Genomic DNA, 26,761 nt, shown 5'->3' with positions numbered 1-26,761 from the left:
GCTTGGCAAAATCGCCATGGGTGCCATAGGGAACGGCCATGCCCGACAGCGCCCTTCCCTATGATGTCATCGTCGTCGGCGGCGGTGTCAATGGCGCGGGCGTCGCGCGCGATGCCGCGGGGCGCGGTGCGCGGGTGCTGCTGCTCGAGCAGGGCGACCTTGCGCACGGCACCTCGTCGGCGTCGACCAAGCTGATTCACGGCGGGCTGCGCTACCTCGAACATTATGAATTCGGCCTGGTGCGCGAGGCGCTGAAGGAACGCGAAACCCTCTGGAGCATCGCGCCGCACATCATCTGGCCGCTGCGCTTCGTGCTCCCCTATCGCGACGGCCTGCGTCCGCGCTGGCTGCTGAGGCTCGGCCTCTTCCTTTATGACCATATCGGCGGGCGCAGGAAGTTGCCCGCGACGCGCTCGATCGACCTGACGCGCCATGTCGCGGGCGAACCGTTGCAGCCGCAATATGTCAAAGCCTTCGAATATTCGGACGGCTGGGTCGACGATGCGCGGCTGGTGGTGCTCAACGCGCGCGACGCGGCCGACAAGGGCGCCCGCGTCAGAACGCATACGCGCGCCGAAAGTCTGCGCGTCGAGAACGGGCTGTGGGTGGTCGAGGGCAGCGACGACCGCGGCCATAGCTATCGCTTTACCGGCAAGAGCCTGGTCAACGCCGCGGGGCCCGCGGTGCTCGACCTGCTCGCCCGCGCGTCGGCGCCGCCCGACTACAAGATGCGGCTGGTGCGCGGGTCGCACATCGTCGTGCGGCGGAAGTTCCAGCATAACTACGCCTATTTCTTTCAGCTTCCCGACGGGCGCATCTTCTTCGGCATTCCATATGAGCGCGACTTCACGCTGATCGGGACGACCGATCTCGACCATGACGGACCGCTGACCGACGTCCATGCGAGCGCCGACGAGATCGCCTATCTGTGCGAGGGGGCAAGCCTCTATTTCCGCGAGCCGGTGATCCCCGCCGACGTCGTCTGGACCTATTCGGGGGTGCGCCCTTTGATCGAGGATGGATCGGGCCGGCCGGAGGCGGCGACGCGCGGCTACCGCATCGACCTCGACCTGGAGGAAGGCGCGCCGCTGCTCACCATCTATGGCGGCAAGATCACCAGTTATCGCCACGTTGCCGAACATGCGGTCGACGATCTGGCCAGACATATCCCGGCGCTGTCGGGCAAGCGCTGGACCGCGAAGGCACCGCTGCCGGGTGGGGATTTTCCGACGAGCAGCGCCGCGGTGCTGAAGGCCGAATACAAGCTTGCCCACCCCTTCCTGACCGCCGCGACGGTCGACCGCATCGTCAAGGCGTATGGCACCGACGCGCGCCAGTGGCTTGGGAAGGCCGAGGACTGGGACGCGCTGGGCGGCGAAATCGCGCACGGGCTTTCTGCGGCCGAGGTCGCGTGGATGATCGAACGCGAATGGGCGCGCGATAGCGAGGACATCCTCTGGCGCCGCAGCAAGCTGGGGCTGCTGTTCGGCGACGAGGATGTCGCGAAGCTGGCGGCGTGGCTGGAGGCGAAACCTCCCGTGGCGCTGCCGGACTGATCGGGCTCACGCAGAGGCTTCGCCGGTTGGCGTGCGGCCTTGCGCCGCCAATGGATGCCCGATCAAGTCCGGCATGAGGCAATGAAACATCCTCCCTGTGGCGAAGCCATGGGGAGGGGGACCGCCGAAGGCGGTGGAGGGGCCGCGACAATGCGCCATGGCCCCTCCGTCAGCGGCTGCGCCGCTGCCACCTCCCCACGGCTTTGCCCCGCAGGGAGGAAGTACGGCTTACGCCGCTTCGGCTTCCACGTCGGCCGGCAGGCGGATCATATAGTCGAACGCCGACAGCGCCGCCTTTGACCCTTCGCCCATCGCGATGACGATCTGCTTGTACGGCACGGTCGTGCAATCGCCCGCGGCGAAGATGCCGGCCTGGCTCGTCTCGCCGCGATGGTCGACCTCGATCTCGCCGTGGCGCGACAGCGTCACGTTGCCCTTCAACCATTCGGTGTTGGGGACGAGGCCGATCTGGACGAACACGCCTTCGAGTTCGATCTGGTGCAGTTCGTCCTTGTTGCGGTCCTTGTAAGCGAGGCCGGTCACCTTCTCCCCGTCGCCGAGCACTTCGGTGGTCAGCGCCGAAGTGATGATCTTGACGTTCGGCAGGCTGGCGAGCTTGCGCTGCAACACTGCGTCGGCGCGCAATTCGCTGTCGAACTCGATCAGGGTGACATGCGCGACGAGGCCCGCGAGGTCGATCGCCGCCTCGACGCCGCTGTTGCCGCCGCCGATCACCGCAACGCGCTTGCCCTTGTAAAGCGGGCCGTCGCAGTGCGGGCAGTATGCCACGCCCTTGTTGCGATACTGGTCCTCGCCCGGCACTCCGAGTTGGCGCCAGCGCGCGCCGGTCGAGAGGATCACGGTGCGCGCCTTCAGCGACGCGCCGCTCGCGAGCTTCACTTCGTGGAGGCCGCCTGCGGTCTTGGCGGGGATCAGCGTCTCGGCGCGCTGCAGGTTCATGATGTCGACGTCATAGTCTTTCACATGCTGCTCGAGCTGCGCGACGAGCTTCGGCCCTTCGGTGTGCTGGACTGAGATAAAATTTTCGATCGCCATCGTGTCGAGCACCTGCCCGCCGAAGCGTTCGGCGGCTAGCCCCACGCGGATACCCTTGCGCGCAGCGTAGATCGCAGCCGCGGCGCCTGCGGGGCCCCCGCCGACGACGAGCACCTCGAACGCATCCTTCGCCGCAATCTTTTCCGCGGCCTTGGCTTCGGCGCCGCTGTCGAGTTTGGCGAGGATCTGTTCGAGTTCCATCCGGCCCTGGCCGAACGTCTCGCCATTGAGGAAGATCGTCGGCACCGCCATGATTTTGCGGTCCTCGACCTCGGCCTGGAACAGCCCGCCGTCGATCGCGGTGTGGGTGATGCGCGGGTTGACGACGCTCATCAGGTTCAAGGCCTGCACGATGTCAGGGCAATTCTGGCACGACAGCGAGAAATAGGTTTCGAAGTGATAGTCGCCGTCGAGCGCGGCCACTTGCTCCAGCACCTCGGGCGCGACCTTCGGCGGATGGCCGCCGACCTGAAGCAGCGCGAGGACGAGCGAGGTGAATTCATGCCCCATCGGGATGCCGGCGAAGCGCACCGCGACGTTCGCGTCGCTCGCGCGGCGGATCAGGAAGCTGGGGCGGCGCGCGTCATCGTCGGCCTGGGTCACGCTGACATTGTCCGAGAGCGCGGCGATGTCGTCGAGCAGGGTCGCCAGCTCGGCCGATTTGGCGTCGTCGCCGAGCGACGAGACGAGTTCGATCGGTTCACGAAGATTCGTGAGGAGGCCTTGAAGCTGCTGCTTCAGATTGGCGTCGAGCATGGGGAGAGTTCCTGCGAGAGGGGGAGAGAAAAAAGCGTGTATCCCCGCGAAGGCGGGGATCCATCTCCTGCCGGCTCGAAATTGCGCCGCACGGTGATGGGCCCCCGCCTGCGCGGGGGCACACCGCCTTTAATTATGCGTCAGCTTAGATCTTGCCGACGAGGTCGAGCGAGGGAGCGAGCGTTTCGGCGCCCTCTTCCCACTTCGCGGGGCAGACTTCGCCCGGGTGGCTGACCCAATATTGCAGCGCCTTGATCTTGCGGAGCAGTTCGGCGGCGTTGCGGCCCACACCCTCGGGGGTGATTTCGAGCAGCTGGATTTCGCCGTTGGGGTCGAGGACGAAGGTGCCGCGGTCGGCCAAGCCAACGCCTTCACGCAGGACTTCGAAATTCTTCGAGAGCGCGTGGTTCTGGTCGCCGACCATGTAATAGTTGATCTTGCCGATCGCCGGCGAGGTGTCGTGCCAGGCCTTGTGGCTGAAATGCGTGTCGGTCGACACGGCATAAACCTCGACGTCCATCTTCTGGAGCGTCGGGTAGATATCGGCGAGATCTTCGAGCTCGGTCGGGCAGACGAAGGTGAAGTCGGCGGGGTAGAAGAAGAAGACCGCCCACTTGCCCTTGACGCTTTCGTCGCTGATGTCGACGAACTTGCCGTCCTTGTAAGCGGTGGCGTTGAAAGGCTTCAGGGTCGTGTTCAAAACGGACATTGGGGAGAGCTCCTTTGTTGTTGGAGCGTTCCCCTAGTCATAATTGTTGCAGTGCGAAAAGCGAAAATATCGCAAGTTTTGATCGGAAATATCGATCAATGGCAATCGACGCCAATCTGCCCCGATTCGGGAAAAATCGCCGGAAATGCGTTTTCCCCTTTAGGACGGCATCGTGATACCTGTCCCCGAATGGACCAGATTCGCGACTCCATCTATTATGAGCAGCTCGCGCGCGTGGCACGGCTGAAGGCGAACGCGTCCGACGATCCGTTTCTTGCGCGCCGTCTGCGCGAGGCCGCGGTCAAGCATGAACAAAAGGCGCGCAAGCTGAAGCGCGCCGAGCAGGCGGCGGCCGACCGACCGCAATGACGGGAAAATGGCGCGCCCGGCAGGATTCGAACCTGCGACCACCCGCTTAGAAGGCGGGTGCTCTATCCAGCTGAGCTACGGGCGCGTGCGCGAGGCTGTGGACCGCGCGAATAGCGTGGTTTGCGCGGGCTGCAAAGCGCGTTAAGCAGCGGCTGCGATGACCGAAACCTCCGCCCCCTCCGCCGCGCCCACGCACGTCAATGCGTCGGCCGTCCGGCATTTCCGCTATTACGACCTCGTCATGGCCGCGTTCGTCGCGATCCTGTTGCTCAGCAACATCATCGGCGCGTCGAAGCCGAGCTATATCGCGCTGCCGAATGGCACCCAGTGGGCGTTCGGCGCGGGGGTTCTCTTCTTCCCGATCAGCTACATCATCGGCGACGTGCTGACCGAGGTGTACGGCTATGCACGCGCGCGCCGGGTGATCTGGACCGGGTTCGCCGCATTGGCCTTCATGGCCTTCATGGCATGGGTGGTCGTGTCGCTGCCGCCCGCCGAGGGATGGCCCGGCCAGGCTTCCTACGAGTTCGTATTCGGCAACAGCTGGCGTATCGTCCTAGCGTCGATGACCGCCTTCTGGGTCGGCGAGTTCGCGAACAGCTATGTTCTCGCGCGGATGAAGCTGTGGACGAGCGGGCGTCATTTGTGGATGCGTACGATCGGCTCCACCGTCGTCGGCCAGGGTCTCGACAGCCTGATTTTCTATCCGCTCGCCTTTTACGGGCTTGCCGGATGGCCGCCCGAACAGCTTTATCAGGTCGTGCTGTCGCAATGGCTGATCAAGACGGCATGGGAAGCTGCGTTGACGCCGGTAACCTATGCGGTGGTTGGTGCGTTGAAGCGCCGCGAAGGTGTCGACGTGTTCGACGAAGACACCGACTTCAACCCCTTCGGCGCCAAAGCCTGACCTCCCCGGGATTCGAATTTCATGACGTTGATTGAGCTGGCTTCGCTGTTCGAGGCACGGAAACTTTCGGTCATCGAAGCGACCGGCCTCGATAAGGACGCGTTGCACATCTATTTCGGGATGGCGCTTTTTCTGACCATACGCCTGCTCTGGCGCTGGCGCGGCGGCTGGTTTGTCGCTTGGCTGGGGGTGCTGGCGATGGCCTGCGGTGGCGAATGGCTGGACATCACCGCCGAAATCAACCGGTCTTCGATCCAGCCCGATCCGGCGCACTGGCACGACATCTGGAACACGATGTTCTGGCCGACCGTACTGCTGCTCGTCGGGCGCTGGTTGCAGCCGAAGCCGCGGCCTAAGGCGCCGACCGAGGCGGCCGAGGACGTATCAGGCGAGGACGCCGAGCGCCGCCTCGAACAGGCGTAGCCCGTCGGTGCCGCCATGCGCGCGGTCGATCGCGCGTTCGGGGTGCGGCATCATGCCCAGCACATTGCCCGCATCGTTGAGGACGCCCGCGATATTGCGCGCCGAGCCGTTGACGTGGTCGGCATAGCGGAACGCGACGCGACCCTCGCCCTCGATCCGGTCGAGCGTCGCAGTGTCGGCGAAATAATTGCCGTCATGATGGGCGACCGGGATGTTGATCGACTCCCCCGCGCCATAGGCCGCGGTGAACAGCGACTGGCTGTTCTCGACCGTCAGCGGCACCGTGCGGCAGACGAAATTGAGCCCTGCGTTGCGCATCAGCGCGCCGGGCAGCAGCTGCGCCTCGGTCAGCACCTGAAAGCCGTTGCACACGCCGAGCACCGGGACACCGCGGCCCGCGGCATCGGACACCGCGCGCAGGATCGGCGAGCGCGCGGCCATCGCGCCCGAGCGGAGATAGTCGCCATAGGAGAAGCCGCCGGGCAGCGCGATGAAGTCGACGCCGTCGGGAAGCTCGGTCTCGCGGTGCCACACCATCGCGGGCGCCTTGCCGGTCACCCGTTCCAGCGCAACGGCCATATCGCGGTCGCAATTGGAGCCGGGAAAGACGATGACGGCGGTCTTCATGGCGGCGGTTCCCTTTATGGACGTTCGATGCGGTAGTTTTCGATCACCGTGTTGGCGAGCAACTTCGCGCACATCGCGTCGAGATCGGCATCGCTGGTGCCGTCGGCGACGTCGAGTTCGATAAACCGGCCGGCGCGGACATCGGCGACGCCGCCGAAGCCCAGCCCCTCGAGCGCATGATGGATCGCCTTGCCCTGCGGGTCGAGAACCCCCGGCTTGAGCGTCACATAGACATTCACTTTCATGGGGCGGACCTTTGCTCGTGCGGGCTTGGGAAGATGGGCGCGCCTATGCCCGCGAATCACATTTCGGGCAAGGGGCGCGGTCACGAAAAATGGCGCTTTTCGGACTGCGAGTCAGTCGCAACTTTCCTGTTGCGAATCCGTCGCACTATCCCTAGATCATGCTTGTTGAGAAGGATTCGCACATGGTCGTCTGTGTCTGCAACGCAATAAGGGAACGCGATCTGCGCGATGTCGCGCGGGACGGCCAATTGCGGTGCGCCAAGGCGGCCTATGCGCAACTGGGTCGCAAACCCAAGTGCGGCCAGTGCCTGCCTTTCGCTCGCAATATCATCAAAGACGCCGCGGCGACCGCCTGATTTTCGTTGAAAATCCGCCGTTTTTGACCTTGGCCTGATTCGGCCGGGAGGGTATGATGCCGGCCATCATTCCCATCCCGACAAGAACAGGACATCTTCATGAAGGGCGACGCAAAGGTCATCGATTTTCTCAACGAGGCGCTCAAGAACGAACTGACCGCGATCAACCAGTACTGGCTGCATTATCGCTTGCTCGACAATTGGGGCGTCGCGCGCCTCGCCGCATTCGAGCGCGAAGAATCGATCGACGAGATGAAGCATGCCGACAAGCTGGCCGACCGCGTCCTCTTCCTCGGCGGCCTCCCCAACTTCCAGCTGCTGGGCCGCCTGCGCGTCGGCGAGACGGTCGAGGAAATCCTGAAGGCCGACCTTGCGGTCGAGGAAGAGGCGATCCCGCTGCTCAAGGACGCCATCGCGCATTGCGAGAGCGTGCGCGACTATGTCAGCCGCGACCTCTTTTCGGACATTCTCGAAAGCGAGGAGCACCATGTCGACGAGCTCGAAAAGCAGTTCGAGATGATCGAGCGCATGGGAATCGAGAACTATATCCAGCTGCAGTCGAAGCCGGTCAGCGAAGATTGATCCGAATCTGTCATCCCGGCGAAGGGTGACCGCAGGCACGTGATCCCGGTTACCTTTCGCCGGGATGAAGAGTTTGAAAATCCGCCATTTTCAGGGGCGCCTTCGGGGCGCCTCTTTTTTCGCTTGTATTTGCGAATAATTCTCAATAGCACAGTCGGGCAGTCCCCTCCTGCCGGCCGCTGCAACATAAGGCGATGCTTTATAGCGGCCGGCATCTTTTTCGGCCCCGGAGCGGGATCAAGCCAATGGGCCGCCATGCGGGAGGCTTCATGCAGAGCAGCGAACTGGTCCGGAAATTCGCCGAGCAGCCATTGGTTCGCGACCTGCCCATCGACGCCGCGCCGAGCGCGACCCGATGCCCGAACTCGAACGCCGCTGGGGCAACATCCTCGCGGCGCGGCGCTACCGCCTGGTCGTCGAGGCGATCGGCCATGTCTGGCCCGACCCCTTCGCGGTCGCCCCGCCCTGCTGCCCGCGCGTCAGCTTCGACGAGGCGCTGCTCGCCGGCGTCGTCATCGCCGCGGGGGCACGCGACCGGGTGCAGTTCGACTGGCTGACCGCCGAGATGCTGGGCAGCGACGCGCGCGAGATGCTTTACGGCGCGCTCGAGAATTTCGTCCGCGCAAGGGCGCCGGGGCGGGTTTGACGAGGAGGCGGCTGTCCAGCGGCATGAATGGCTGGCTTGAGGTGGTTAGCTGCCCCTCAATTCTCGTCATGCTGAACTTGTTTCAGCATCCATGGGCTGAGCTCGAATGAAATGCTGCGCCGAAGGAAACGGTAGGCCGTGGATCCTGAAACAAGTTCAGGATGACGAAGCTATAAATGTCGCCTTCCGGTCGATTCCGGTCATTGCATCCAGATCGACGGCGAAGTGAAGGGACCCACGGGCGGGACTCGAACCCGCCGCAACGCAAGAGTGAACTATCGCGCCCACGCCGACCGTGTCAGGGCCACCGCACATATCATCGTTGCCAGCGTCTGCAACCGTCCGCAACCGGCCCTACTTCGCCTTGTCGCTCACCGCCTTGATCACCAGCGCCTTGTCGTCGACGAGATAGCGTTTCGCCAGCGCCTGCAACGCGGCGGGGGTGACAGATTCGACGATCGCGATGCTCTTGCGGCTGCGGTCGAGCCGGTCTTCGCGCGTCGTCGCCTCCGCCACATAAGGCAGCCAATAGCTGTTCTCGCGCCGCGCCTTGATCATCGCCTCCAGCATCGGCTTGCGCGCGCGCTCGATCAGGTCGGCGTCGACCGGCGCGTCGCGCAGCTCCTTCGCGATGGTGAAGATCGCGCCGCGCGTCGTCGCGATATCCTTATAGTCGATGTTACTTGCCGCGAAGAGGAGCCCATAGCCGGGGAACTCGTCGGACAGGCTGGCGCCCGCGCCGGGGCTGTAGCTCTCGCCCAGCTTCTCGCGCAGCTCTTCGGTCAGCTTCAGCTGCATCACCCGCGACAACAGGCCCAGCTGCATCGTCTCGGCAAGGTCGCTGTCGTCGCGCGCCGGCCAGTAGACGCGGAGCTCGGCCTGCTCGGCCGGTCCCTTGTGGATCAGCGTCCGCTCGCTGCGGTCGGCGGCATAGTGGCGCACGCGCGCTGCGTCGCGCGGGTCGAAGGCGGCGCGCCGCTCGGGCAGCGCCCCGAAGGTCGCGGCGATCGCATCGATCGCGGCCTGCTCGTCGATGTCGCCGACGACGCCGATCTCGATCGCGCCATGATCGAAGCTGTCGGCGATCGCTGGCTTCAGCCCGTTCCAGTCGAGCGTCATCATCTTGTCGAGCGGCGGCGTCTGCGAACGCGGATCGTCGTTGGCCAGGATGCCGCCGGCATCGCGCGCCAGCACCGCGCCCGGGGTCGCGTCGTTCGCGGCATATTGCTGCGGCAGGACGCGGCGCAGCAGCGCCAGCCCGTCGGGGCGATAGCCGGGGTGGATCAGATAGGCGGTCATCAGCTTCGCCTGCAGCGCGAAGTCCTCGGGCGAGGTCAGCGCCGTGCCGCCGAAGGCGTCGGCAGCCGAGCCGAAGCTGGGGCTGACCGTCTTGCCCGCCAGGATCGTACGCAGCTCGTCGAAGCTGTGCGCTTCGAGTCCGCCGACGACGATCGACCCCGCGAGCGCGACCCGCGTCGGATCTTCGCGCGTCGCAAGCAAGGTGCCGCCGTCGACACGCATCGACAGCGAGACGCGGTCCTTCTGGAAATCGGTCTTCTTGATGTTGAGCATCACATTGTTCGCGAAGCGGACGCGGCGGATGCCCAGGTCCTCGATCCGCGTGTCGCTGACCACCTTCCCCGGCGCGCCGAAATCATTGTAGGCGAAGGCCGCGCTTTCGGCCGCCGTCGGCGCAGCGACCGCGACCTGCTGCGACGCTTTCAGCGCCGCGAGGATGGCGTCGGCGCCGCCCTCGACGGGCTTCTTGACCGCAATCCGCGCGAGCGGCGGGCTGAAGCCTTCCAGCCGCTTGCGGAAGGCGGCGGTCACCGTCTCCGCGTTGAGCTTCGGCGCTTCGGCCTCGAACAGCGCCTGCCCGGTTTCGGGGCGGGTGACGACGAAATCCCCGTCCGACGCCTCGATCAGCGTGTCGGCGAGACCGTCGCTGCGCCGCGTCGTCACGCCCGCGACGGCATTCTTGAAGGCCGTGCGGCGGTTGGCGATCTGCTCGTCGACCTCGGCCTGCGTGAACCCATGCTCGGCGGCGCGGCGCCACTCCTGCTCGACAAGCGCGAGCGCTTCCTTCCACGCGCCTTCCTTGGCGGTGGCGCCGATCGTCAGCTGCTCGAAGACCTTCCAGCCCTCGGCATCGGCGAAATAGCCGCCGAGGATCGGCGAATCCTCGGCGAGCGCGATCTTCGACAGGCGGCGGCTGACGATCGCCTCGCCGACTTCCTCGGCCAGGTTGCGCGCGCGCTTCGCCTTGCTGTCGGGTTCGAGCACCCACGGACGGAAAGCGGCGATCGTCACCGAATCCTGGATCGCGGGATCGGTGAAATCGTCGGCGGCCGCGGCGCGCCTGTAATCGAGATTGCCGATGTCGGGGTCGGCGCCCCCGGGGCCCCGGCCTTTCCAGTCGCCGAAACGCGCCTTGATCTTCGCCTCGATCGCGGCGGGATCGAAATCGCCGACCATGACCAGCGTCGCGCGTTCGGGGCGATAATAACGGTCGTAGAGATCGCGCAACCGGGCAACCGGCGCGGTCTTGATCACCTCCTCGGTGCCGATGGGAATGCGGTTTGCGACCTTCATCCCCTGCATCTGGAAGTCGAGCTGGTCGATCAGGCTGCGCAGCTGATAGGTGTCGCGCGCGCGCCGTTCGGACAGGATGATCCCGCGCTCGCGATCGACCGCCGCGGGATCGATCGTCAGTTCGCTCGCGGTCTCGCGCATCAGCATCAGACCGGTGTCGATCAGGTCGTCCGACGCATTGGGCAGGTCGAGCTTGTACACCGTCTGGTCGAAGCCGGTCGAGGCGTTGGTGTCGGCGCCGAAGGCGAGCCCCTTGCGCTCGAGCAGCTTGATCATCTCGCCCTCGGGCACGTTGGTCGACCCGTTGAACGCCATATGTTCGAGGAAATGCGCCAGGCCGCGCTGGTCGTCGGCCTCGGCGAAGCTGCCGACGTCGAAGCGCATGCGCAGGATCACGCTGTCCTTTGGCGTGCTGTTCTTTAGCAGCGCATATTTCATCCCGTTCGGCAGGACGCCGAAGACGATGTTGGGATCGACGGGGATGTCGCTGGCGGCGAAGCCCCACGCCCTGGCCGCGGCGCTTTGCGGGTTGACCGTCGCCGTGGCCGCAGGCTGAGCCGCCTTTTCCTTGGCATAGACGGGCGCGGCGCCGACGGCGAGGAGGACGAGGGGCGACAGCGCGATCGGGACGCGCCGGAGCAGGTTGGTCTTCATGTCCTTGATGTGGCGGCCATCCTGGCAAGGGTCAAGCGATGCCCCGCCTAGCCGGCCCGAGCTTTCGACCGACGACATGTCGCCCCGATCAGCCGCCGGGGCGGCAGCGAGCGCGGTCTGCCCGATGCCGGCGGGGACGCGGCCGGCGTCGGCGCCGGCATCCGGGGGTCAGCTCTTTTTCTTGCGGTGGCTTTCGAGGTCGAGAACGGCGTTGTCGCCGCCCTCGGGCAGCAGGCCCAGCCGGCGCGCGACTTCCTGATAGGCCTCGACCTCACCGCCGAGGTCGCGGCGGAAGCGATCCTTGTCGAGCTTTTCGTTGGTCGTCATGTCCCACAGGCGGCAGCCGTCGGGGCTGATCTCGTCGGCCAGGATGATGCGGCTGAAATCGCCGTCGTACAGCCGGCCGAATTCGAGCTTGAAGTCGACGAGGCGGATGCCGACCGCGGCGAACATGCCCGACATGAAGTCGTTGATGCGGATCGCCATGTCCTGGATATCGTGGAGTTCTTCCTGGCTGCACCAGTTGAAGCAGGCGATATGCTCCTCGGCGACGAGCGGATCGCCCAGCGCATCGTCCTTGTAGCAATATTCGATGAGGGTGCGCGGAAGCTGCGTCCCTTCCTCGATGCCGAGACGCTTCGACAGCGTGCCCGCGGCGACATTGCGCACGATCACCTCGATCGGCACGATCTCGACCTGGCGGATCAGCTGCTCGCGCATGTTGAGGCGGCGGATGAAGTGGGTCGGCACGCCGATATTGCCGAGCAGCGTGAAGACATGCTCCGAAATCCGGTTATTGAGCACGCCCTTGCCGCTGATCGTGCCCTTTTTCTGGGCGTTGAACGCGGTCGCATCGTCCTTGAAATACTGGATCAGCGTGCCGGGTTCGGGACCCTCGTACAGGATCTTCGCTTTGCCTTCGTAGATCTGACGGCGACGGGACATGGGCTGGCACTTTCTGTCGGAACCAAATGAATGGCCCCGGCAGGCGACTCACGGGGGAGACGCGGCACCGGGGCGGTCGGGGCGCCTATAGCGGCAAAGAAACCGCGCGTCATCCCCGGGGTTGCAAGCCAATCCTCCCTGTCGCGTGGCGATGGCGAGGGGGCAGCGCGTAGCGCGTGGTCCCCCTCCCCACGGCTGCGCCGCAGGGAGGATATGTCTTTACGCTTACGTAAACTAGAGCTTGCCTTCGCCCGTGCCGCTTGCAACGATGGCCGTAACGGCAAGGAGAGAGACATGAGCTACGACCAGATTCGCCTCGACAAGCATGAGGGGATCGCCCTCCTGACCCTCTATCGCCCCGAGAAGATGAACGCCTTCACCGCCGACATGATGGCCGAGATCATCGCCGCGCTCGACGATTGCGACGCCGACGACGGCGTGCGCGCGGTGATCTTCACCGGGCATGGAGAGAAGGCCTATTGCGCCGGCGCCGACCTTGGCGGCGGCGGCGACACGTTCGATTACGACAAGCGCGCCGACAAGCTGGGGCAATTGCCCCCCGGCGTCTCGAAAAGCCCGGTGGCCGAGGACGGCACGATCAACTGGTCGCATCCGCTGGTGCAGGACGGCGGCGGGCGCGTCACGATGCGCATCTTCGCCGCGAAGAAGCCGGTGCTCGGCGCGATCAACGGCGCCGCGGTCGGGATCGGCGCGACGATGACGCTGCCGATGGACGCGCGGCTCGCCAGCGAGACCGCACGCTATGGCTTCGTCTTCGCGCGCCGCGGCATCGTGCCCGAAGCGGCGTCAAGCTGGTTCCTGCCGCGCCTGATCGGCATCGCGAACGCGGTCGACCTCTGCTATTCGGGCCGCCTCATCTCGGCCGCCGAGGCGCATGAAAAGGGCCTCGTCCAGTCGGTCCACGCGCCGGGCGCGCTGATCGACGCGGCGATCGCCAAGGCGCGCGAGATGACCGCCGACAGCGCGCCTGTCTCGGTCGCGCTGACCCGCCACATGCTGTGGCGGATGCTTGGTGCGCCGCACCCGATCCACGCGCACCGCTGGGACAGCCGGGTGATCTTCTCGCGCGGGCGCAGCCCCGACGCCGTCGAGGGCGTGATGAGCTTCCTCGAAAAGCGGCCGCCCAATTTCACCGCGAGCGTCGCCAACGACTATCCGTGGTTCGACGAGTTCGAGGACACGCCGCCCTACAGCTAAGCGGCGTCGTACTTCCGCGTGCCGCGCATCGTGGTCATGCGGTGCGAGCCCGACAGTTTCAGGTCGTGCTCGCGCACCGACGCGACACTGTGCCAGTCGGCGGTGACGCGATCGGGGGTCAGCGCCACGGTCACATAGCCGCGATCCTGCGTGTTTGCCCATTTGAGCTGCGGCGACGAGCCGCGCAGCGCGGCGACGCGGACCGCGTCCGAAATGCCGCGCGTATAGCTTTCGAAGCCCGGCGAGGTGACGCTGTGCCCGCCGACCTCGATCCCTGCGGGGCGGTCGTCGTGCGTCAGGTCGAACGCCCAGGCGTTGTGGCTGTCGCCCGACAGGGTGACGAGATCGGCGTCGGCGCGCTGCGCCGCAGCGAGCAGCCGGTCGCGCGCCGCGGGATAGCCGTCCCAGCTGTCCATGTTGAGCGGCAGCCCCGCCCTTGCCGCGAGCTGCGAGATTTCGACGCGCCGCTTCACATAATCGGGCTGGTCGGCGCCGAACCAGTTGCGCGATTCGGGCGGGGTGAACAGCGAGCCCATGACGATCTGCTGCGCGCAGACCTGCCAGCGCGTCCCGCCCCTCACCGACTTGGCGAAGCCGTCGAACAGCCATTGCTCCTGCACCTCGCCCATCAGCTGGCGTGCGGGGTCGCGGTAGCCGGTTTCGGCGAATTGCTTCAGCGTCGCGGGGACGTCGCGCTTGCCCTTCAACAGGTCGCCCAGATCGAAGGGCTTGTCGCGCGCCGTGACGCGCGTTTCGGGGAGGAAGATCGTCGCGAGGTCGCCGACCTGATAATCGCGCCAGCGCGTATCGGCGACGGGCATCCACTCGCTGTGCGCGCGTTCGGCGGCGGCGGCGCGATCGGTCCAGCTGCCCTCGCCCTCATTGTGGTTTTCGGCGCCGCCCTTCCAGACGTCGTTCGCGAATTCGTGATCGTCCCACTGCGCGATCATCGGAAACAGCTGGTGCAGCCGCTGCAGGTCGGGATCGGCGCGGTACGAGGCGTAGCGGAGGCGATAGTCGGCGAGCGCAACGATCTCGTGCGTCGGTTGCACCAGCCGTCCGGGGACGATGTCCTTCGCCGCGGGATAGTCGCCGGCCTTGTACTCGTAGAGATAGTCGCCGACATGGACGCAGAGGTCGATGTCCTGCCGCGCCGCGGCGTGGCCATAGGCGTTGAACCAGCCAAAGGGCAGGTTCGAACAGGAAAAGAGCGCCAGCGTGAAGGCGCGCGTCCGCCCCTGCGGCAACGTACGCGTCCGGCCGGTCGGCGACTGCGTGCCGTCAGGCGCGATGAAGCGATAATAATACCAGCGCCCCGGCTGGAGTCCGCTCACCGTCAGCTTGGCGGTATGATCCCGGTCGCCCGCGGCGGTCACGCTGCCGCCAGCGACGACGCGCGCAAAGTCCGACGTTTCGGACAGCTCGACCGTCAGCCGCGTATCCGACGGCGCGGCGTAGCGCGTCCAGAGCAGCACGCTGTCCGGCCCGGGCTCGCCGCTCGCGACGCTGTGCGTGAAGCCCTGCGCCGCCATCGCCTGCGCCGCGCCCGGCAGGGCGAGCGCGGCAAGCCCCGCGCTGCTGAGCTTGATGAGCAGGCGGCGATCCATCTCGCCCCAAAGCTGGTGCATTGCACGTCTCCCGTTTCGCCGGATCTTTGCCCGACTTTTGTGACAGCTATCCGCTGATCCCGAGGGCGAGCAGCAGCAGCATGAACATGATTACCGAAAACAGGCTGAAAAAGACGAGCAGCGTCGCGCGGACGAGCGCACCGAAGCGCGACGAACGATAGGCGCCGCGCAGCTGGCGATACATGTGGAAGGGCACATAGAGCATCGCGAAGAAGGTCATCACGTCGCCGAAAACCGTCAGGTTGAGCAGCCGCACGACGACGAACAGCAGCAGCATGAAACTGATCGAATAGGTCACGAAGACGAAATGGTCGTAGGTGTGAAAGCGCCGGCTGAACGGATAGAGCAGCCACATGAAGGGCAGCGACAGCGGGATCAGCGCCCAGGCGAATTTATAGGCGTTCGCCTGCAATTTGTAGAGAATCAACGCCGGGTTCGCGAAGGCCTTCTCGAGCCCGTGATCGATGAACTCCACCCCCGTCTTGATTCGGCTCTGCGAAATGAAATTGGCGCTGGTGATCACCTGGTCCTTCGGATTTTCGAGCACCGGCGGCCCCGCGTCGCGGTCGCTCGCGCGCTCGTCCCGGCTGCGGCTGCGCGACACGCCGAGATAGTCGGCGCTCTTCTGCAATGTGTCGCGCTCGCTCACCAGTTCCCGGCGCGATGCGGCGGGCAGATCCTGCTTCGCCAGCTCGGTGTCGATCCGGTCGACCTCGGCCTGCATGCTGTCCTTGATCGCCGCGGTGCGCGTCTGCTCTGCCGCCGCCTTGTTGAGGCCCTCGCCCAGACCGCCCCCGGCGCCGACCATCGCCAGCACGGCATAGGTGAGGAAGACCGCGAAGAGGAACAGCGCGAGCGGCGAGATGAAACTCGCGCGCTCGCCGTGAATATAGCGGCGCGTCAGGTCGCCCGGCCGCCACGCGAGCAGCGGCAAGGTGTTCCAGAGCTTGCCCTCGAAATGGAAGATCGCATGCACCAGGTCGTGCCCGATCGCGCCGACGCTGCGATGCACATCGGCTTTCTGGCCGCAGCGGTGGCAGTGCGAGCCGACCAGCGTCGTGCCGCAGTTGAGGCAACGCGATCCGCCATGGCCACCCGCGCCGCCATGTTTGGGTTCGACCGCCGACCCCGCCAGCCCCGCCGTAATCGCCGCCCCGATGCTTTCGATGTCCCCGCTCATGCGCCCTGACTAGTGAGGCATATGACCTCGCGCAACGGGGCTTTCGGGAATCGCGTCAAAAGTGATATTGCCCCGTCGCATGAACGCCGAAGCCCTCACTCCGCCGCGCCTTACGGACCCCGATGCGCTGATCGCCGACATGGGCGCCCGCGCGCGCGCCGCGGCGAAAGCGCTGGCCGTCGCCAGCACCGCCGACAAGGCGGCGGCGCTGCGCGCGGCAGCGACGCAATTGCGCGCGCGGGCCACGGCGATCCTCGCGGCGAACGCGCGCGACATGGAGGGCGGAAAGGCGTCGGGGCTGAGCGCGGCGATGCTCGACCGGTTGCGGCTCGACGACGTGCGGCTGGGCGGCATTGCCGATGCGGTCGAGACGGTCGCGGCGTTGCCCGATCCCGTCGGGCTGGAAATCGACCGGAGCACTCGACCGAACGGCATCGAACTGAGCCGCGTCCGCGTCCCGCTCGGCGTCGTGGGCATCGTCTACGAGAGCCGCCCCAATGTCACCGCCGACGCGGCGGCGCTGGGCCTGATGTCGGGCAATGCGGTGATCCTGCGCGGCGGCAGCGAGGCGGTGCACAGCAACCGTGCCATACACGCGGCGCTGGTCGCAGGACTCGCCGAAGCCGGCCTGCCCGCCGACGCGGTGCAGCTGGTGCCCGTACAGGACCGCGCCGCGGTCGGCGCGCTGCTGCGCGCGCAGGGCCTGATCGACATCATCATTCCGCGCGGCGGCAAGAGCCTGGTCGCGCGGGTTCAGGACGAGGCGCGCGTCCCCGTGCTCGCGCATCTCGACGGGATCAACCATCTCTATATCGACGGCGCGGCCGATCCGGCGGAAGCGGTCGCATTGGCCGTGAATGCCAAGATGCGTCGCACCGGCGTCTGCGGCGCGACCGAGACGATCCTGATCGACCACGCTTACCCCGGGCCGCTTGGCGTTATCGACGCGCTGGTCCAGGCGGGCTGCGAAGTGCGCGGCGACAAGGGCATTGCGGCGCTCAGCCCGCATGTCGACCCGGCATCGGCGGGCGACTGGGACACCGAATATCTCGACGCGATCGTCTCGGTCGCGCTCGTCGACGGCCTGACCGGCGCGCTCGCGCATATCGACGCGCATTCGAGCCGCCACACCGACGCGATCGTCACCGAGGACGCTGCGATCGCCGAACGCTTCCTCGCCGAAGTCGACAGCGCGATCGTCATGCACAACGCCTCGACGCAATTCGCCGACGGCGGCGAGTTCGGCCTCGGCGCCGAAATCGGCATCGCCACCGGCCGGCTCCACGCGCGCGGCCCCGTCGCACTCGAGGGGCTGACGACGTACAAATGGCTGGTGCGCGGGAGCGGTCAGACGCGTCCTTGAATCATTTGTATACAAGTGGTATACTTCGAAACATGGATACTAGCTCACCTATTTCCGCCCGGATCGACGCCGGCGTTTTAAACGGCTTGGATCAGCTGGCCGAACGATATGACCGGTCGCGGTCATGGCTGGTGGCACAAGCCGTGCGCGAATATGTCGAGCGCGAAACCGAGTTTTTGGCGTTCATCAAGGTTGGCGAAGACGATATCGCAGCGGGACGTGTCCACACGCAGGAAGAGATGGAAGCGTGGATTGAAGAGCGGATCGCAAGACGAAGCGCGCCATCGTCATAGCCGTGACAGCAGCGATCATCTGGACAACCAGCGCCCGGATCGACTTGGCGCGCATCGATGATTATTACAGCGCCCTCGACTTGGAGTTTGCTGACAGGGCTGCTAGAAATGCTGTGGCTGCGGCGCACTTTCTGGTCGAAAATCCTTTCGCCGGACCCATCGTAGACGGGACTTCCTATCGCAAATGGCGGGTGACGAATTCGCCCTTTCTTCTTTTCTATCGAATTGAAAAGGCCGCGATCCGGATCGTCAGGATCCGCCACTATCGCGAGGATTGGCAGACGCTCCCGTGATCCCCACCGGCCTCCTCGGCGGCAGCTTCAATCCTGCGCATGGCGGGCATCGCGCGATCAGCCTCAATGCGATCGAGGCGCTCGGGCTCGACGAGCTGTGGTGGCTTGTTTCGCCGGGCAATCCCTTAAAGCCCAAGGCGGGCATGGCCTCGCTGCCTGCGCGCCTGGGTTCCGCGCAGCGCATGGCGCGGCGTTCGCCGATCCGGGCGACCGCGATCGAGGCCGCGCTTGGCACGCGCTACACGGTCGATACGCTGCGGAAACTCGTCCGCCGTTATCCCAATCGGCAGTTCATCTGGATCATGGGCGCCGACAATCTCGTCCAGCTGCCCCAATGGCGCGACTGGCGGGGGATCGCCCGACTCATGCCGATTGCGATTGTCGCGCGTCCGGGCTATAATGGCCGGACTCACGCCGCCCAGGCGATGGGTTGGCTTCGGCGCTTCGTCCGGCCCGCGGACCAGAAACTCCATTGGACGAACTGGAGACCGCCTGCCCTCGTGTTCCTGCGTTTTTCGCCCGATGTGCGATCCGCAACTGCAATACGGCAGGCCAACCCCCGCTGGTTCGAACGCTATGCAGGCCGCGCAATGCGCGACCCTGTGACGCATTCGTGCGTGGCCATGGATGAAAGGAATGAAAAAGCTTGATCGCCGCCAGTAAGGATGCAGGCACTGCATCCGCCAATGACAATGTGGACGCGCTCCACGCACTGATCCTTCACCAGCTGGATGAGGATCAGGCCCAGGAAACCATCTCCATCCCGCTTGCCGGCAAGAGCAGCATCGCCGATCATATGGTGATCGCGAGCGGCCGGTCGACGCGCCATGTCTCGGCGATCGCCGACAAGCTGGCGCAGCGCATCAAGCAGGAAGCGGGCCGCCACGTCCGCGTCGAGGGCCTGCCCAATGCCGACTGGGTGCTGATCGATGCCGGCGACGTCATCGTCCACCTGTTCCGTCCCGAGGTTCGCAGCTTCTACAACCTCGAGCGCATGTGGTCGTTCGGGGACGCGCCGCCGGTTGCCGCGGTAAATTGACGCCTTTGCCTCGCTAACGTAGGCGAGGCGTCATGTTGCTGCACATCATCGCGCGCGGGCGCATCGGGCGCGGGCCCGAGGCCGAGCTGGTCGAGCGCTATATGAAGCGCGTGACCTGGGCGCAGAAGATTTCGGAGCTTCCCGATACGGGCGGGCGTACCCCTGCCCCCGGCGATAACAGCCGCACGATATTGCTCGACGAGGGCGGCGATCAGATGTCGTCGCTCGAATTTGCCAAGCTTCTCGAAAAATGGCGCGATGGCGGCGTGCGCGAAGCGCGTTTTTGCCTGGGCGCCGCCGACGGGTTCACCCCCGAAGAACGCGAGGGCGCCGACAAGGTCATCGCCTTCGGCCGCGCGACCTGGCCGCATCTGATGGCGCGCGCGATGCTGGCCGAACAATTGTGGCGCGCCACCAGCATCATCGCGAACCACCCCTATCACCGCGAGGGCCGGCAATGAGGCGTTGGGCGGCGGCGCTGGCGCTGGGCCTGACCGTCATCGGCGGCGCGATTGCCGTCGCGCAGAGCGACGTCTTCGATCCGCAGGCGATCGCCGACCGCGAGCGCCAGCAGCTCGTCTCGGCCAAGCAGCAATCGGCCGACGCGATGGCGCGCAGCGCCGCTTTGGAGGCACAGGCGGCCGCCGCGCGCGACGAGGCCGACCGTCTCAAGAAACGCAGCGCCGCCCTCGCCGCGCGCATCCAGTCGGCCGAGGCCGACATCAACGCCGGCGAGGCGCGCGTCGCGCTCGTCACGCGGCGGGTGAAGGGCCAGGAGGCGCGGCTTGCCGAGCAGCAGCAGCCGCTGCTCGAACTCACCGCCGCGCTCCAGCAACTCAGCCGCCAGCCGCCGGTCAGCGTCCTCGCGCAGCCCGGCTCGCTGACCGACATGGTCCATGCGCGCGCGGTGATCGACGCCGCGATGCCGGTGATCGAGAAGCGCACCGCAGGCGTGCGGCGCGAACTCGCGCAGCTGCGCAGCGTGCGCCAGCAACAGGCGGTGGCGCTGAAGGCGCTCGCCGCGAGCCGGACTCAGCTCGCCCAGCGCCGCGACGCGCTGACCCGGCTCGAGAATGAGGGCCGCCTGAGGTCGCGCGAGCTGATGAGCAGCGCGCAGCTCGAATCGGACCGGGCGCTGGGACTGGGCGAAAAGGCGCGCGATATCGTCGAGCTGATGGACACGCTCGAGGCCGACGGCGCGACGCGCCGCGAGCTCGCCCAATTGTCGGGCCCGCTGCCGCGCCCGCGCGATCCGACCAGCGCGGTGATGCGCCCCGCGCCGCCGGCCGAAGCCGAAAACGAGCTGACGCGCGGCGCCTATCGCCTGCCGGTCGTCGGGCGGATCGTTGCGGGGCTGGGCGAGGTCAACGACAGCGGTGTGCGGTCGCGCGGCATCACCATCGCGGCGCGGCCCGGCGGCCAGGTCGTCGCTCCTGCGCCCGGCCGCGTCAGCTTTGCCGGCGATTATCGCGGCTATGGCAAGATTTTGATCATCGACCATGGCGGCGGCTGGACCTCGCTCGTCACCGGGCTGATCGGGCTGTCGGTCGGCGTCGGCGACACGCTCGACGCCGGGACGCCGGTGGGCCGTGCGGGGTCGAACGACAGCCGCATCACCATCGAGCTGCGCCGCGCCGGGCGCCCGGTCGATATCGCGCAGATGCTGGGGTGAGCGGAGCCGTTAATCCCCCATTCGCACGCTGACCCGTATCGGGATCGACCGCTTGACGCCCGTATAAATGCGTAGGAGGATGGACGGCCGGGGATTATAAGGCGGGACTTGTCCTGCGTGAGTGAAAGACGCCCATGACCGAATCGACCAAGACCCCTTCGTCCCCGCGCCGCCGCTTCGCGCTGTGGCAGGGCGCCGCCGCGCTTTCGACGCTGGCGCTCGTCCCGCTGGCGACCGGCGCGATGGCGACCGTCGACAGCAAGACGCAGGAAGAGATTGCGCGCTTCATGGACGTCTATCTCGAGGTCAAATCCAACTATGTCGAACCGGTCGACGATTCGAAGCTGATCGAGGGCGCGATCAACGGCATGCTCGCCAGCCTCGACCCGCATTCGGGCTATCTCGACGCGCGCGACTATTCGAACCTGCGCACGCAAACCGATGGTGAATATGGCGGCCTGGGCCTGTCGGTCACGATGGAGGACGGCGTCGTCAAGGTGATCACACCGACCGCCGACACCCCCGCCGACCGCGCGGGGATCAAGGCGGGCGACTATATCACCCACATCAACAAGGAGCTCATTTTTGGGCTGACGCTGGACGAGGCGGTCGAACAGATGCGCGGCCGTCCGGGCACCACGATCGACATCACCGTCGTGCGCGAAGGCCAGGACAAGCCGCTGGAAATGACGCTGACGCGCGAGGTCATCGACCTGAAGCCCGTCAAATGGGAAGTCTCGGGCGACGTCGGCGTGCTGACCGTCACCAGCTTCTCGGCCGATGCGACGCGCGATCTCAAGGCCGCGATGCTCTCGGTCGAAAAATCGCTCGGCCGCAAGCCGCGCGGCTGGGTGCTCGACCTCCGCTCGAACCCCGGCGGGCTGCTCGACGAAGCCGTCGGGATCAGCGACCTGTTCCTCGAACGCGGTGAAATCGTCTCGCAGCGCGGCCGCAAGAAGGGCGACATCGAACGCTATTTCGCCGAACCCGGCGACCTGGCGGGCGGCGCCCCGGTGATCGTGCTGATCGACGCCGGATCGGCCTCCGCGTCCGAAATCGTGGCGGGCGCGCTGCAGGACCAGCGCCGCGCGGTGATCATGGGCGAGCGCAGCTTCGGCAAGGGCTCGGTCCAGACCGTGCTGCCGCTGACCGACACCACGGCGCTCCGCCTGACCACCGCACGCTATTACACGCCGTCGGGCCGCAGCGTGCAGGAAGGCGGGATCGATCCCGACATCCGCGTGCCGCAACTGTCTGACGCCGACTACAAGGACCGCCCGCGCTTCCGCGAGAGCGACCTGCGCCGGCACCTGATCAACGAAAAGAAGGTCGACAACAGCCTGCTCGAAAAGGACGAAAAGGAGGATCCGCGCTTCACCGCGACCGCCGCCGACCTGAAGGCGAAGGGCATCGAGGATTATCAGCTCTATTATGCGTTGCAGACGATCGGGCGGATCAACCCCGGCGCGCCGCGCATGGCGCAGGGCGGCAAGCCCGCCGCCAAGCCGACCGCGCGCAACTGATATAATTGAAGCGATCGATTCATTTCTCTTCGTCCCGGCTCAGGCCGGGATCTCATCGTCGCATCATGACCAGCGGCGAGATCCCGGCCTTCGCCGGATGACGATATTCCAAGGTAGGTATTGATGTCTCAATCCCGTCTCGCCGCGCCGCTGCTGGCGCTTGTCGTCCCACTCGCCCTCTATGGCGGCGCGCTGGTCTCGCAATATGGCTTTGGCCTGCACCCGTGCGAGATGTGCTATTGGCAGCGCTGGCCGCATCAGGCAGCGATCGTTCTGGCCGCGCTTGCGCTGCTGCTGCGCGGCAACGAGACGGCGATGCGCGCGCTGACCGCGCTCGCGGCGGTCGCGATCGCGATCAGCGGCCTGATCGGCATCTTCCACGCCGGGGTCGAATATGGCTGGTGGGAGGGGCTGACGACCTGCAGCAGCGGCGTCAGCGGCCCGGTCTCCCTGAACGACATCATGGCGGCGCCGATCACCCGCTGCGACGTGCCGCAATGGACGCTCGGCCCGGTCTCGCTCGCCGGGTTCAACGCGATCTTTTCGCTCGCCGGCGCCGCGCTCGTCTTGACCAAGCTCCGCCGGCGGCCCACATCGGCGGTATGAGCAAGGCGCCCAAAAACGCTGCGATGATCCGCGTCGACCAGGCGGGCGAATATGGCGCGACGCGCATCTACGCCGGCCAGCTCGCGGTGATGGGCGACCGCCACCCGATGGCGCGCGAGATCGCGCATATGGCCGAGCAGGAAGAGCGCCACCGCAAATTCTTCGATACGATGGTCGCCCGCCGCGGCGTGCGTCCGACGGCATTGCAACCGGTGTGGAACGTCGCGGGCTTTGCGCTCGGCGCGGTGACCGCCGCGATGGGGCCGCGCGCCGCGATGGCGTGCACCGCCGCGGTCGAGACCGAAATCGACCGCCATTACAGCGATCAGCTCGACGAACTCGGCGACAGCGACCCCGAACTCAGCGCTGCGGTCGCCGATTTCCGTGCCGAGGAACTGGAGCATAAGGACGCCGCGCTCGCCGCGGGCGCCGAAAGCACACCCGGCTATCCGCTGCTCAGCCTCGCGATCCGCGCCGGCTGCCGTGCAGCCATCGCGCTCTCGAAACGTATCTGATAAGACTCCCCGCAGATCGGCTCCGTTCAGCGCGGATGCAGACAAGGGCTGTCATGCCGCCCGACAACAGGATGAAGGATAAAGTGATGACCCGCCTGCCGCTCGCCGCGCTGTTTCTCGCCAGCAGCTTCGCTGCGTTTCCCGCCGCGGCGCAGGATTCGGCCAATGCCGAAAAGATCAACCAGGTCATCGTCTATGGCAGCGACAAGTGCGAGCCGTCGAGCGCCGACGAGATCGTCGTCTGTAACCGCCTGCCCGAACAGGACCGCTATCGCGTGCCGCAGATCTTTCGCGGCGGCGACCCGCTCGACCCGCGCAACCAGGCCTGGCTCAACCGCGTGACCGCGATGGAGCGCGTCGGCCGCTTCGGCACCGACAGCTGCTCGCCGGTCGGCCTCGGCGGCTTCACCGGCTGTACGCAGCAGCTCGTCTCGGGCGCGAAGGCCGAGCAGAAGGCGGCCGACAAGACCGACTGGCAGGCGATGATCGCCGACGAGCGCGCCAGACGCATCGCCGGCATCGATGCCGCGGCCGCCGAAGTCGAAGCCGCGGTGGTCGCCGAAGAGAAAGCGCTCGCCGAACGCCAGAAGGCGGCCGAGGATCTGGAGCGTCAGGCCAACGGCATGGCGCCCGTTCCGGCGACCCCCGATGCCGACGCGGGCGAGCTTCCGGTTCCGCCGAAGAGCTAAAAATAGCCGCCGCCCCCGCGAAGGCGGGGCCGCCTGCATCCTTGCTGAACGCCGATAGCGGCCCCCGCCTTCGCGGGGGCGACGCCCGGCGTCAGTTCAGCAGATACTGCTTCCAGAAAAGCAGCGACGCCCAGAAATTATAATCGGCGTTTTCCTTCTTCGCAAAGCCATGCCCCTCGTTCGTGCCGACGAGGTGCCACGCCGTACCGCCGTTCTTGCGCACCGCCGCGACGATCTGATCCGCTTCCGATGCGGGCACGCGCGGGTCGTTCGCCCCGGTGACGATGAACAGCGGCTTCTTGATGTCGGCGACGCGGGTCAGCGGCGAAATCTCGATCAGCTTGGCGCGCTGTTCGGGCACGCGCTCGTCGCCATATTCGACGCGGCGGAGGTCGCGGCGATATTCCTGCGTGTTTTCGAGGAAGGTCACGAAGTTCGAGATCGCGACGACGCAGAGGTTCGCGCGCAGCTTGTCGGCATAGTGCGTCGCCGCCGCATAGCACATATAGCCGCCATAGCTGCCCCCGGTCAGGCCGAAGCGCCCCGCGTCGAGGCTCTTGTCCTTCGCGAGCGTATCGAGGAAGGCGCCCATGTCCTTCACGCTGTCCTCGCGCTTGAACGGCCCGTTGTCGAGGCTGACGAAGGTCTTGCCATAGCCGGTCGAGCCGCGGACGTTGGGATAGAAGAGCGCGATGCCCATTTCGTTCAGCAGATAATTGCTGCGGCCCATGAAGCCGGGGCGCGACTGCCCCTCGGGGCCGCCGTGGACGCTCATGATCAGCGGGCGCTTGCCGGGGAATTTTTTGGGATCGGGGCGATAGAGGAAGCCCGACACTTCGAGCCCGTCGAAGCTCTTGACCTTGACCAGCTCGGGCTCGACATTCTGCGTCACGTCGAGGCCGCCGGTCTCGCTCTCGGTCCAGCGGGTGACCTTCAGCGTTTTCGGATCGACGCTGTACGCATCGGCCGCAGCGCGCGCCGAGGTGAAGCTGAAGCCGATGTCGCCCCACGGGGCAATGTCGATCCCGCCGATGATCCCGGCGGGCAGCTCGACCGTGCGGACATTGCCGCTGGCGACGTCCATCACGCGCAGCTTCGCTATCCCCGCCTCGTTGACGACATAGGCGATGAGGCTGCCGTCGTCCGAAATGTCGAACGTGTCGACGTCCCACTTTTCGGCCGGCCCCTTGGGCGTGAACTTCCCCGTCGCCGCATCGAGCGTCCCGAGCCGCTGGAAATCGCTGCCCTCGTCGCTGGTGATCCAGATGGTGCCGTCGGGGGCAAAGGAGCCGCCGCCGAGCGCCACCGTCTTGCTGTGGTCGCCGATCGGCGTCATCGCGCCGGTCGCGAGGTCGAGGCGGTAGAGATCGGTCTTCTGCACCGAGACATATTTGCCGACCAGCGCCCAGCTCTTGTCCGGCGCGATGTCGCTGACGCCCCAGCCGCCGCCCGAGACCTGCGCGATCATCTTGCTCGATGCCGCGTCGCGCGGGTTCATCAGATAGATATCGCTGTCGCGGCCGTTGCGGCGCGTCGAGGTGAAGGCAAGCAGGCTGCCGTCCTTGCTCCACGCGTTGTAGCTGTTGCGGCTCTTGCCATCGGTCAGCAGTTCGAGCCGGCCATTCTTCATCGCATAGATCTGAAAGAATTCATTGCCGCCGACGTCCTTCTGGAGGAGCATGATGTCGGCGCTCTTCGGCGACCAGGCGGCCGAGCCGACGGGTTCGGCCTCGAAGGTCAGCTGCTTGCGCGCGCCCATCGGCATCGCGACGCGGTGGATCTGGTTGGTGTTGCCGAAGCGCGTCGAGATCAGCATCGATCGGTCGACCGGGTTCCAGCCGACGAAGCCCGCGCCGCGATTTTCCATATAGGGCCGCGTTGCGGCGGCAAGCTCGGCCGGCACTTCCGGCAAGCCGTCGGCGACCAGCGCCGCGGGCTTGGGCTCGACCGCCGGCGTGGCGGCCTCCTGCGCCAGAGCGGGCGCGAACGGCAAAGTGAGGGCGGCGACGAAAGTCAGGTAACGCATCGATATTCCCCGGTTGCATGGTTGCAGATGGATGTCTGCAATCGGACAAGGGCTAGACGCTATCGACATGCGCTTTGGATGCAAGTCGACCAACGACGTCTCGCGCTCGACGACTGGCAGCAGTTTTGAGCCGTCTGAGCGACGAATAGCGCCTATTTTGCAGCGATTTCGGCACTCCGACGCGATTTTGTTACGATTCCGGGATGAATTGAATGCAAAAATTAACGAATCGCGGGCAGAGTGTCTTGACTTGGGATTATTTGGGGCAAAACGTGCGGTTTCTGGGAATCGCC

28 protein-coding genes and 1 tRNA gene are annotated in these 26,761 nt (G+C 66.0%); 19 read left to right on the top strand and 10 right to left on the bottom strand.

Annotated elements, in window-relative coordinates; all coding sequences use genetic code 11:
- The first annotated feature begins 38 nt into the window (after nt 1-38).
- Nucleotides 39-1,556 carry a glycerol-3-phosphate dehydrogenase gene (gene glpD, locus ATE67_RS08975; protein WP_058816360.1) on the top strand — a complete coding sequence of 506 codons (1,518 nt, stop codon included), beginning with the start codon at nt 39-41 and terminating at the stop codon, nt 1,554-1,556.
- 228 nt (nt 1,557-1,784) lie between these two features.
- Here glpD and ahpF read toward each other — a convergent pair whose 3' ends face one another.
- Nucleotides 1,785-3,368: an alkyl hydroperoxide reductase subunit F gene (ahpF, locus tag ATE67_RS08970; protein ID WP_058816359.1), complete on the bottom strand. Its 1,584-nt coding sequence runs from the start codon at nt 3,366-3,368 to the stop codon at nt 1,785-1,787.
- Nucleotides 3,369-3,513: 145 nt separating this feature from the next.
- On the bottom strand, nt 3,514-4,077 hold the full coding sequence (ahpC, locus tag ATE67_RS08965; RefSeq protein ID WP_058816358.1) for an alkyl hydroperoxide reductase subunit C: 564 nt from the start codon (nt 4,075-4,077) through the stop codon (nt 3,514-3,516).
- Between the two features lie 189 nt (nt 4,078-4,266).
- Here ahpC and ATE67_RS08960 point away from each other — a divergent pair, with 189 nt between their 5' ends.
- Nucleotides 4,267-4,446: a hypothetical protein gene (locus tag ATE67_RS08960; protein ID WP_058816357.1), complete on the top strand. Its 180-nt coding sequence runs from the start codon at nt 4,267-4,269 to the stop codon at nt 4,444-4,446.
- A gap of 8 nt (nt 4,447-4,454) precedes the next feature.
- Here the strand turns inward: ATE67_RS08960 and ATE67_RS08955 are convergent.
- Nucleotides 4,455-4,531 (bottom strand) — tRNA-Arg (locus ATE67_RS08955).
- A 72-nt stretch (nt 4,532-4,603) separates the two neighbouring features.
- On the opposite strand from ATE67_RS08955, the gene ATE67_RS08950 reads away from it, so the two are divergent.
- Together ATE67_RS08950 and ATE67_RS08945 are read left to right on the top strand one after the other, a co-directional pair.
- Entirely contained in the window at nt 4,604-5,353 is a 750-nt protein-coding gene (locus ATE67_RS08950; RefSeq protein WP_058816356.1) for a queuosine precursor transporter, read from the top strand.
- Nucleotides 5,354-5,374: 21 nt separating this feature from the next.
- Nucleotides 5,375-5,776, top strand: a complete 402-nt coding sequence (locus ATE67_RS08945) for a hypothetical protein (RefSeq protein WP_058816355.1) — start codon at nt 5,375-5,377, stop codon at nt 5,774-5,776.
- Here the strand turns inward: ATE67_RS08945 and purQ are convergent.
- Both purQ and purS read right to left on the bottom strand, forming a co-directional pair.
- Nucleotides 5,738-6,403: a phosphoribosylformylglycinamidine synthase subunit PurQ gene (gene purQ / locus ATE67_RS08940; RefSeq protein WP_058816354.1), complete on the bottom strand. Its 666-nt coding sequence runs from the start codon at nt 6,401-6,403 to the stop codon at nt 5,738-5,740. The two genes, ATE67_RS08945 and purQ, sit on opposite strands and share 39 nt — an antisense overlap.
- A 14-nt stretch (nt 6,404-6,417) precedes the next feature.
- A complete protein-coding gene (purS, locus tag ATE67_RS08935; RefSeq protein WP_037513977.1) occupies nt 6,418-6,648 on the bottom strand; it encodes a phosphoribosylformylglycinamidine synthase subunit PurS in 231 nt (76 codons plus the stop codon).
- 182 nt (nt 6,649-6,830) lie between these two features.
- On the opposite strand from purS, the gene ATE67_RS08930 reads away from it, so the two are divergent.
- From ATE67_RS08930 to ATE67_RS08920, 3 genes are all read left to right on the top strand, one after another.
- Complete coding sequence (locus tag ATE67_RS08930) at nt 6,831-7,004, top strand: (2Fe-2S)-binding protein (protein ID WP_058816440.1); 174 nt, start codon at nt 6,831-6,833, stop codon at nt 7,002-7,004.
- Nucleotides 7,005-7,103: 99 nt separating this feature from the next.
- On the top strand, nt 7,104-7,586 hold the full coding sequence (gene bfr, locus ATE67_RS08925; protein WP_058816353.1) for a bacterioferritin: 483 nt from the start codon (nt 7,104-7,106) through the stop codon (nt 7,584-7,586).
- A gap of 355 nt (nt 7,587-7,941) precedes the next feature.
- Entirely contained in the window at nt 7,942-8,232 is a 291-nt protein-coding gene (locus tag ATE67_RS08920) for a hypothetical protein (RefSeq protein ID WP_058816352.1), read from the top strand.
- A gap of 354 nt (nt 8,233-8,586) precedes the next feature.
- Here the strand turns inward: ATE67_RS08920 and ATE67_RS08915 are convergent, their stop codons facing one another.
- Both ATE67_RS08915 and purC read right to left on the bottom strand, forming a co-directional pair.
- Complete coding sequence (locus tag ATE67_RS08915; RefSeq protein ID WP_058816439.1) at nt 8,587-11,478, bottom strand: M16 family metallopeptidase; 2,892 nt, start codon at nt 11,476-11,478, stop codon at nt 8,587-8,589.
- Between the two features lie 168 nt (nt 11,479-11,646).
- A complete protein-coding gene (purC, locus tag ATE67_RS08910; RefSeq protein WP_058816351.1) occupies nt 11,647-12,423 on the bottom strand; it encodes a phosphoribosylaminoimidazolesuccinocarboxamide synthase in 777 nt (258 codons plus the stop codon).
- A gap of 294 nt (nt 12,424-12,717) precedes the next feature.
- On the opposite strand from purC, the gene ATE67_RS08905 reads away from it, so the two are divergent.
- Complete coding sequence (locus ATE67_RS08905) at nt 12,718-13,641, top strand: crotonase/enoyl-CoA hydratase family protein (protein WP_058816350.1); 924 nt, start codon at nt 12,718-12,720, stop codon at nt 13,639-13,641.
- On the opposite strand, the gene ATE67_RS08900 is transcribed toward ATE67_RS08905, so the two are convergent.
- Both ATE67_RS08900 and ATE67_RS08895 read right to left on the bottom strand, forming a co-directional pair.
- Nucleotides 13,638-15,269: an alkaline phosphatase D family protein gene (locus ATE67_RS08900; RefSeq protein WP_082660279.1), complete on the bottom strand. Its 1,632-nt coding sequence runs from the start codon at nt 15,267-15,269 to the stop codon at nt 13,638-13,640. The genes ATE67_RS08905 and ATE67_RS08900 overlap by 4 nt on opposite strands.
- A 46-nt stretch (nt 15,270-15,315) precedes the next feature.
- Nucleotides 15,316-16,449: a DUF3667 domain-containing protein gene (locus ATE67_RS08895; RefSeq protein WP_058816349.1), complete on the bottom strand. Its 1,134-nt coding sequence runs from the start codon at nt 16,447-16,449 to the stop codon at nt 15,316-15,318.
- Nucleotides 16,450-16,528: 79 nt separating this feature from the next.
- On the opposite strand from ATE67_RS08895, the gene ATE67_RS08890 reads away from it, so the two are divergent.
- The 11 genes from ATE67_RS08890 (at nt 16,529) to ATE67_RS08840 (ending at nt 24,442) form a co-directional block, all read left to right on the top strand.
- Nucleotides 16,529-17,812 carry a glutamate-5-semialdehyde dehydrogenase gene (locus ATE67_RS08890; RefSeq protein WP_058816348.1) on the top strand — a complete coding sequence of 428 codons (1,284 nt, stop codon included), beginning with the start codon at nt 16,529-16,531 and terminating at the stop codon, nt 17,810-17,812.
- Nucleotides 17,776-18,105: a CopG family ribbon-helix-helix protein gene (locus ATE67_RS21655; protein ID WP_082660278.1), complete on the top strand. Its 330-nt coding sequence runs from the start codon at nt 17,776-17,778 to the stop codon at nt 18,103-18,105. Before ATE67_RS08890 ends, ATE67_RS21655 begins: the two co-directional genes overlap by 37 nt.
- A 2-nt stretch (nt 18,106-18,107) precedes the next feature.
- Complete coding sequence (locus ATE67_RS08880) at nt 18,108-18,398, top strand: type II toxin-antitoxin system RelE/ParE family toxin (RefSeq protein ID WP_231728089.1); 291 nt, start codon at nt 18,108-18,110, stop codon at nt 18,396-18,398.
- The gene (locus ATE67_RS08875) at nt 18,395-19,048 is read left to right on the top strand and encodes a nicotinate-nucleotide adenylyltransferase (protein ID WP_058816346.1); all 654 of its coding nucleotides are present in this window, start codon (nt 18,395-18,397) and stop codon (nt 19,046-19,048) included. The genes ATE67_RS08880 and ATE67_RS08875 overlap by 4 nt, the downstream gene beginning before the upstream one ends.
- Nucleotides 19,045-19,437: a ribosome silencing factor gene (gene rsfS / locus ATE67_RS08870; RefSeq protein WP_058816345.1), complete on the top strand. Its 393-nt coding sequence runs from the start codon at nt 19,045-19,047 to the stop codon at nt 19,435-19,437. The genes ATE67_RS08875 and rsfS overlap by 4 nt, the downstream gene beginning before the upstream one ends.
- 32 nt (nt 19,438-19,469) lie before the next feature.
- A complete protein-coding gene (locus ATE67_RS08865) occupies nt 19,470-19,898 on the top strand; it encodes a 23S rRNA (pseudouridine(1915)-N(3))-methyltransferase RlmH (protein ID WP_058816344.1) in 429 nt (142 codons plus the stop codon).
- Nucleotides 19,895-21,109, top strand: coding sequence for a murein hydrolase activator EnvC family protein (locus ATE67_RS08860; protein WP_058816343.1), 1,215 nt, complete (start codon nt 19,895-19,897; stop codon nt 21,107-21,109). The genes ATE67_RS08865 and ATE67_RS08860 overlap by 4 nt, the downstream gene beginning before the upstream one ends.
- A 134-nt stretch (nt 21,110-21,243) precedes the next feature.
- Nucleotides 21,244-22,632, top strand: coding sequence for a S41 family peptidase (locus tag ATE67_RS08855; RefSeq protein ID WP_058816342.1), 1,389 nt, complete (start codon nt 21,244-21,246; stop codon nt 22,630-22,632).
- A 123-nt stretch (nt 22,633-22,755) separates the two neighbouring features.
- Entirely contained in the window at nt 22,756-23,238 is a 483-nt protein-coding gene (locus ATE67_RS08850; RefSeq protein WP_058816341.1) for a disulfide bond formation protein B, read from the top strand.
- Nucleotides 23,235-23,753 carry a demethoxyubiquinone hydroxylase family protein gene (locus ATE67_RS08845; protein ID WP_058816340.1) on the top strand — a complete coding sequence of 173 codons (519 nt, stop codon included), beginning with the start codon at nt 23,235-23,237 and terminating at the stop codon, nt 23,751-23,753. The genes ATE67_RS08850 and ATE67_RS08845 overlap by 4 nt, the downstream gene beginning before the upstream one ends.
- An 86-nt stretch (nt 23,754-23,839) precedes the next feature.
- Nucleotides 23,840-24,442 (top strand): hypothetical protein, encoded by a 603-nt coding sequence (locus tag ATE67_RS08840; protein ID WP_058816339.1) that lies wholly within the window; start codon nt 23,840-23,842, stop codon nt 24,440-24,442.
- Nucleotides 24,443-24,533: 91 nt separating this feature from the next.
- Here the strand turns inward: ATE67_RS08840 and ATE67_RS08835 are convergent, their stop codons facing one another.
- A complete protein-coding gene (locus ATE67_RS08835; RefSeq protein ID WP_058816338.1) occupies nt 24,534-26,468 on the bottom strand; it encodes a S9 family peptidase in 1,935 nt (644 codons plus the stop codon).
- Nucleotides 26,469-26,761 lie beyond the last annotated feature (293 nt).

The organism is Sphingopyxis sp. H050 (genome assembly GCF_001468265.1).
Taxonomy (GTDB): Bacteria; Pseudomonadota; Alphaproteobacteria; order Sphingomonadales; family Sphingomonadaceae; genus Sphingopyxis.
Note: the sequence above shows the minus strand (reverse complement) of the source record. Positions and strands in the feature narration are given on the sequence as shown.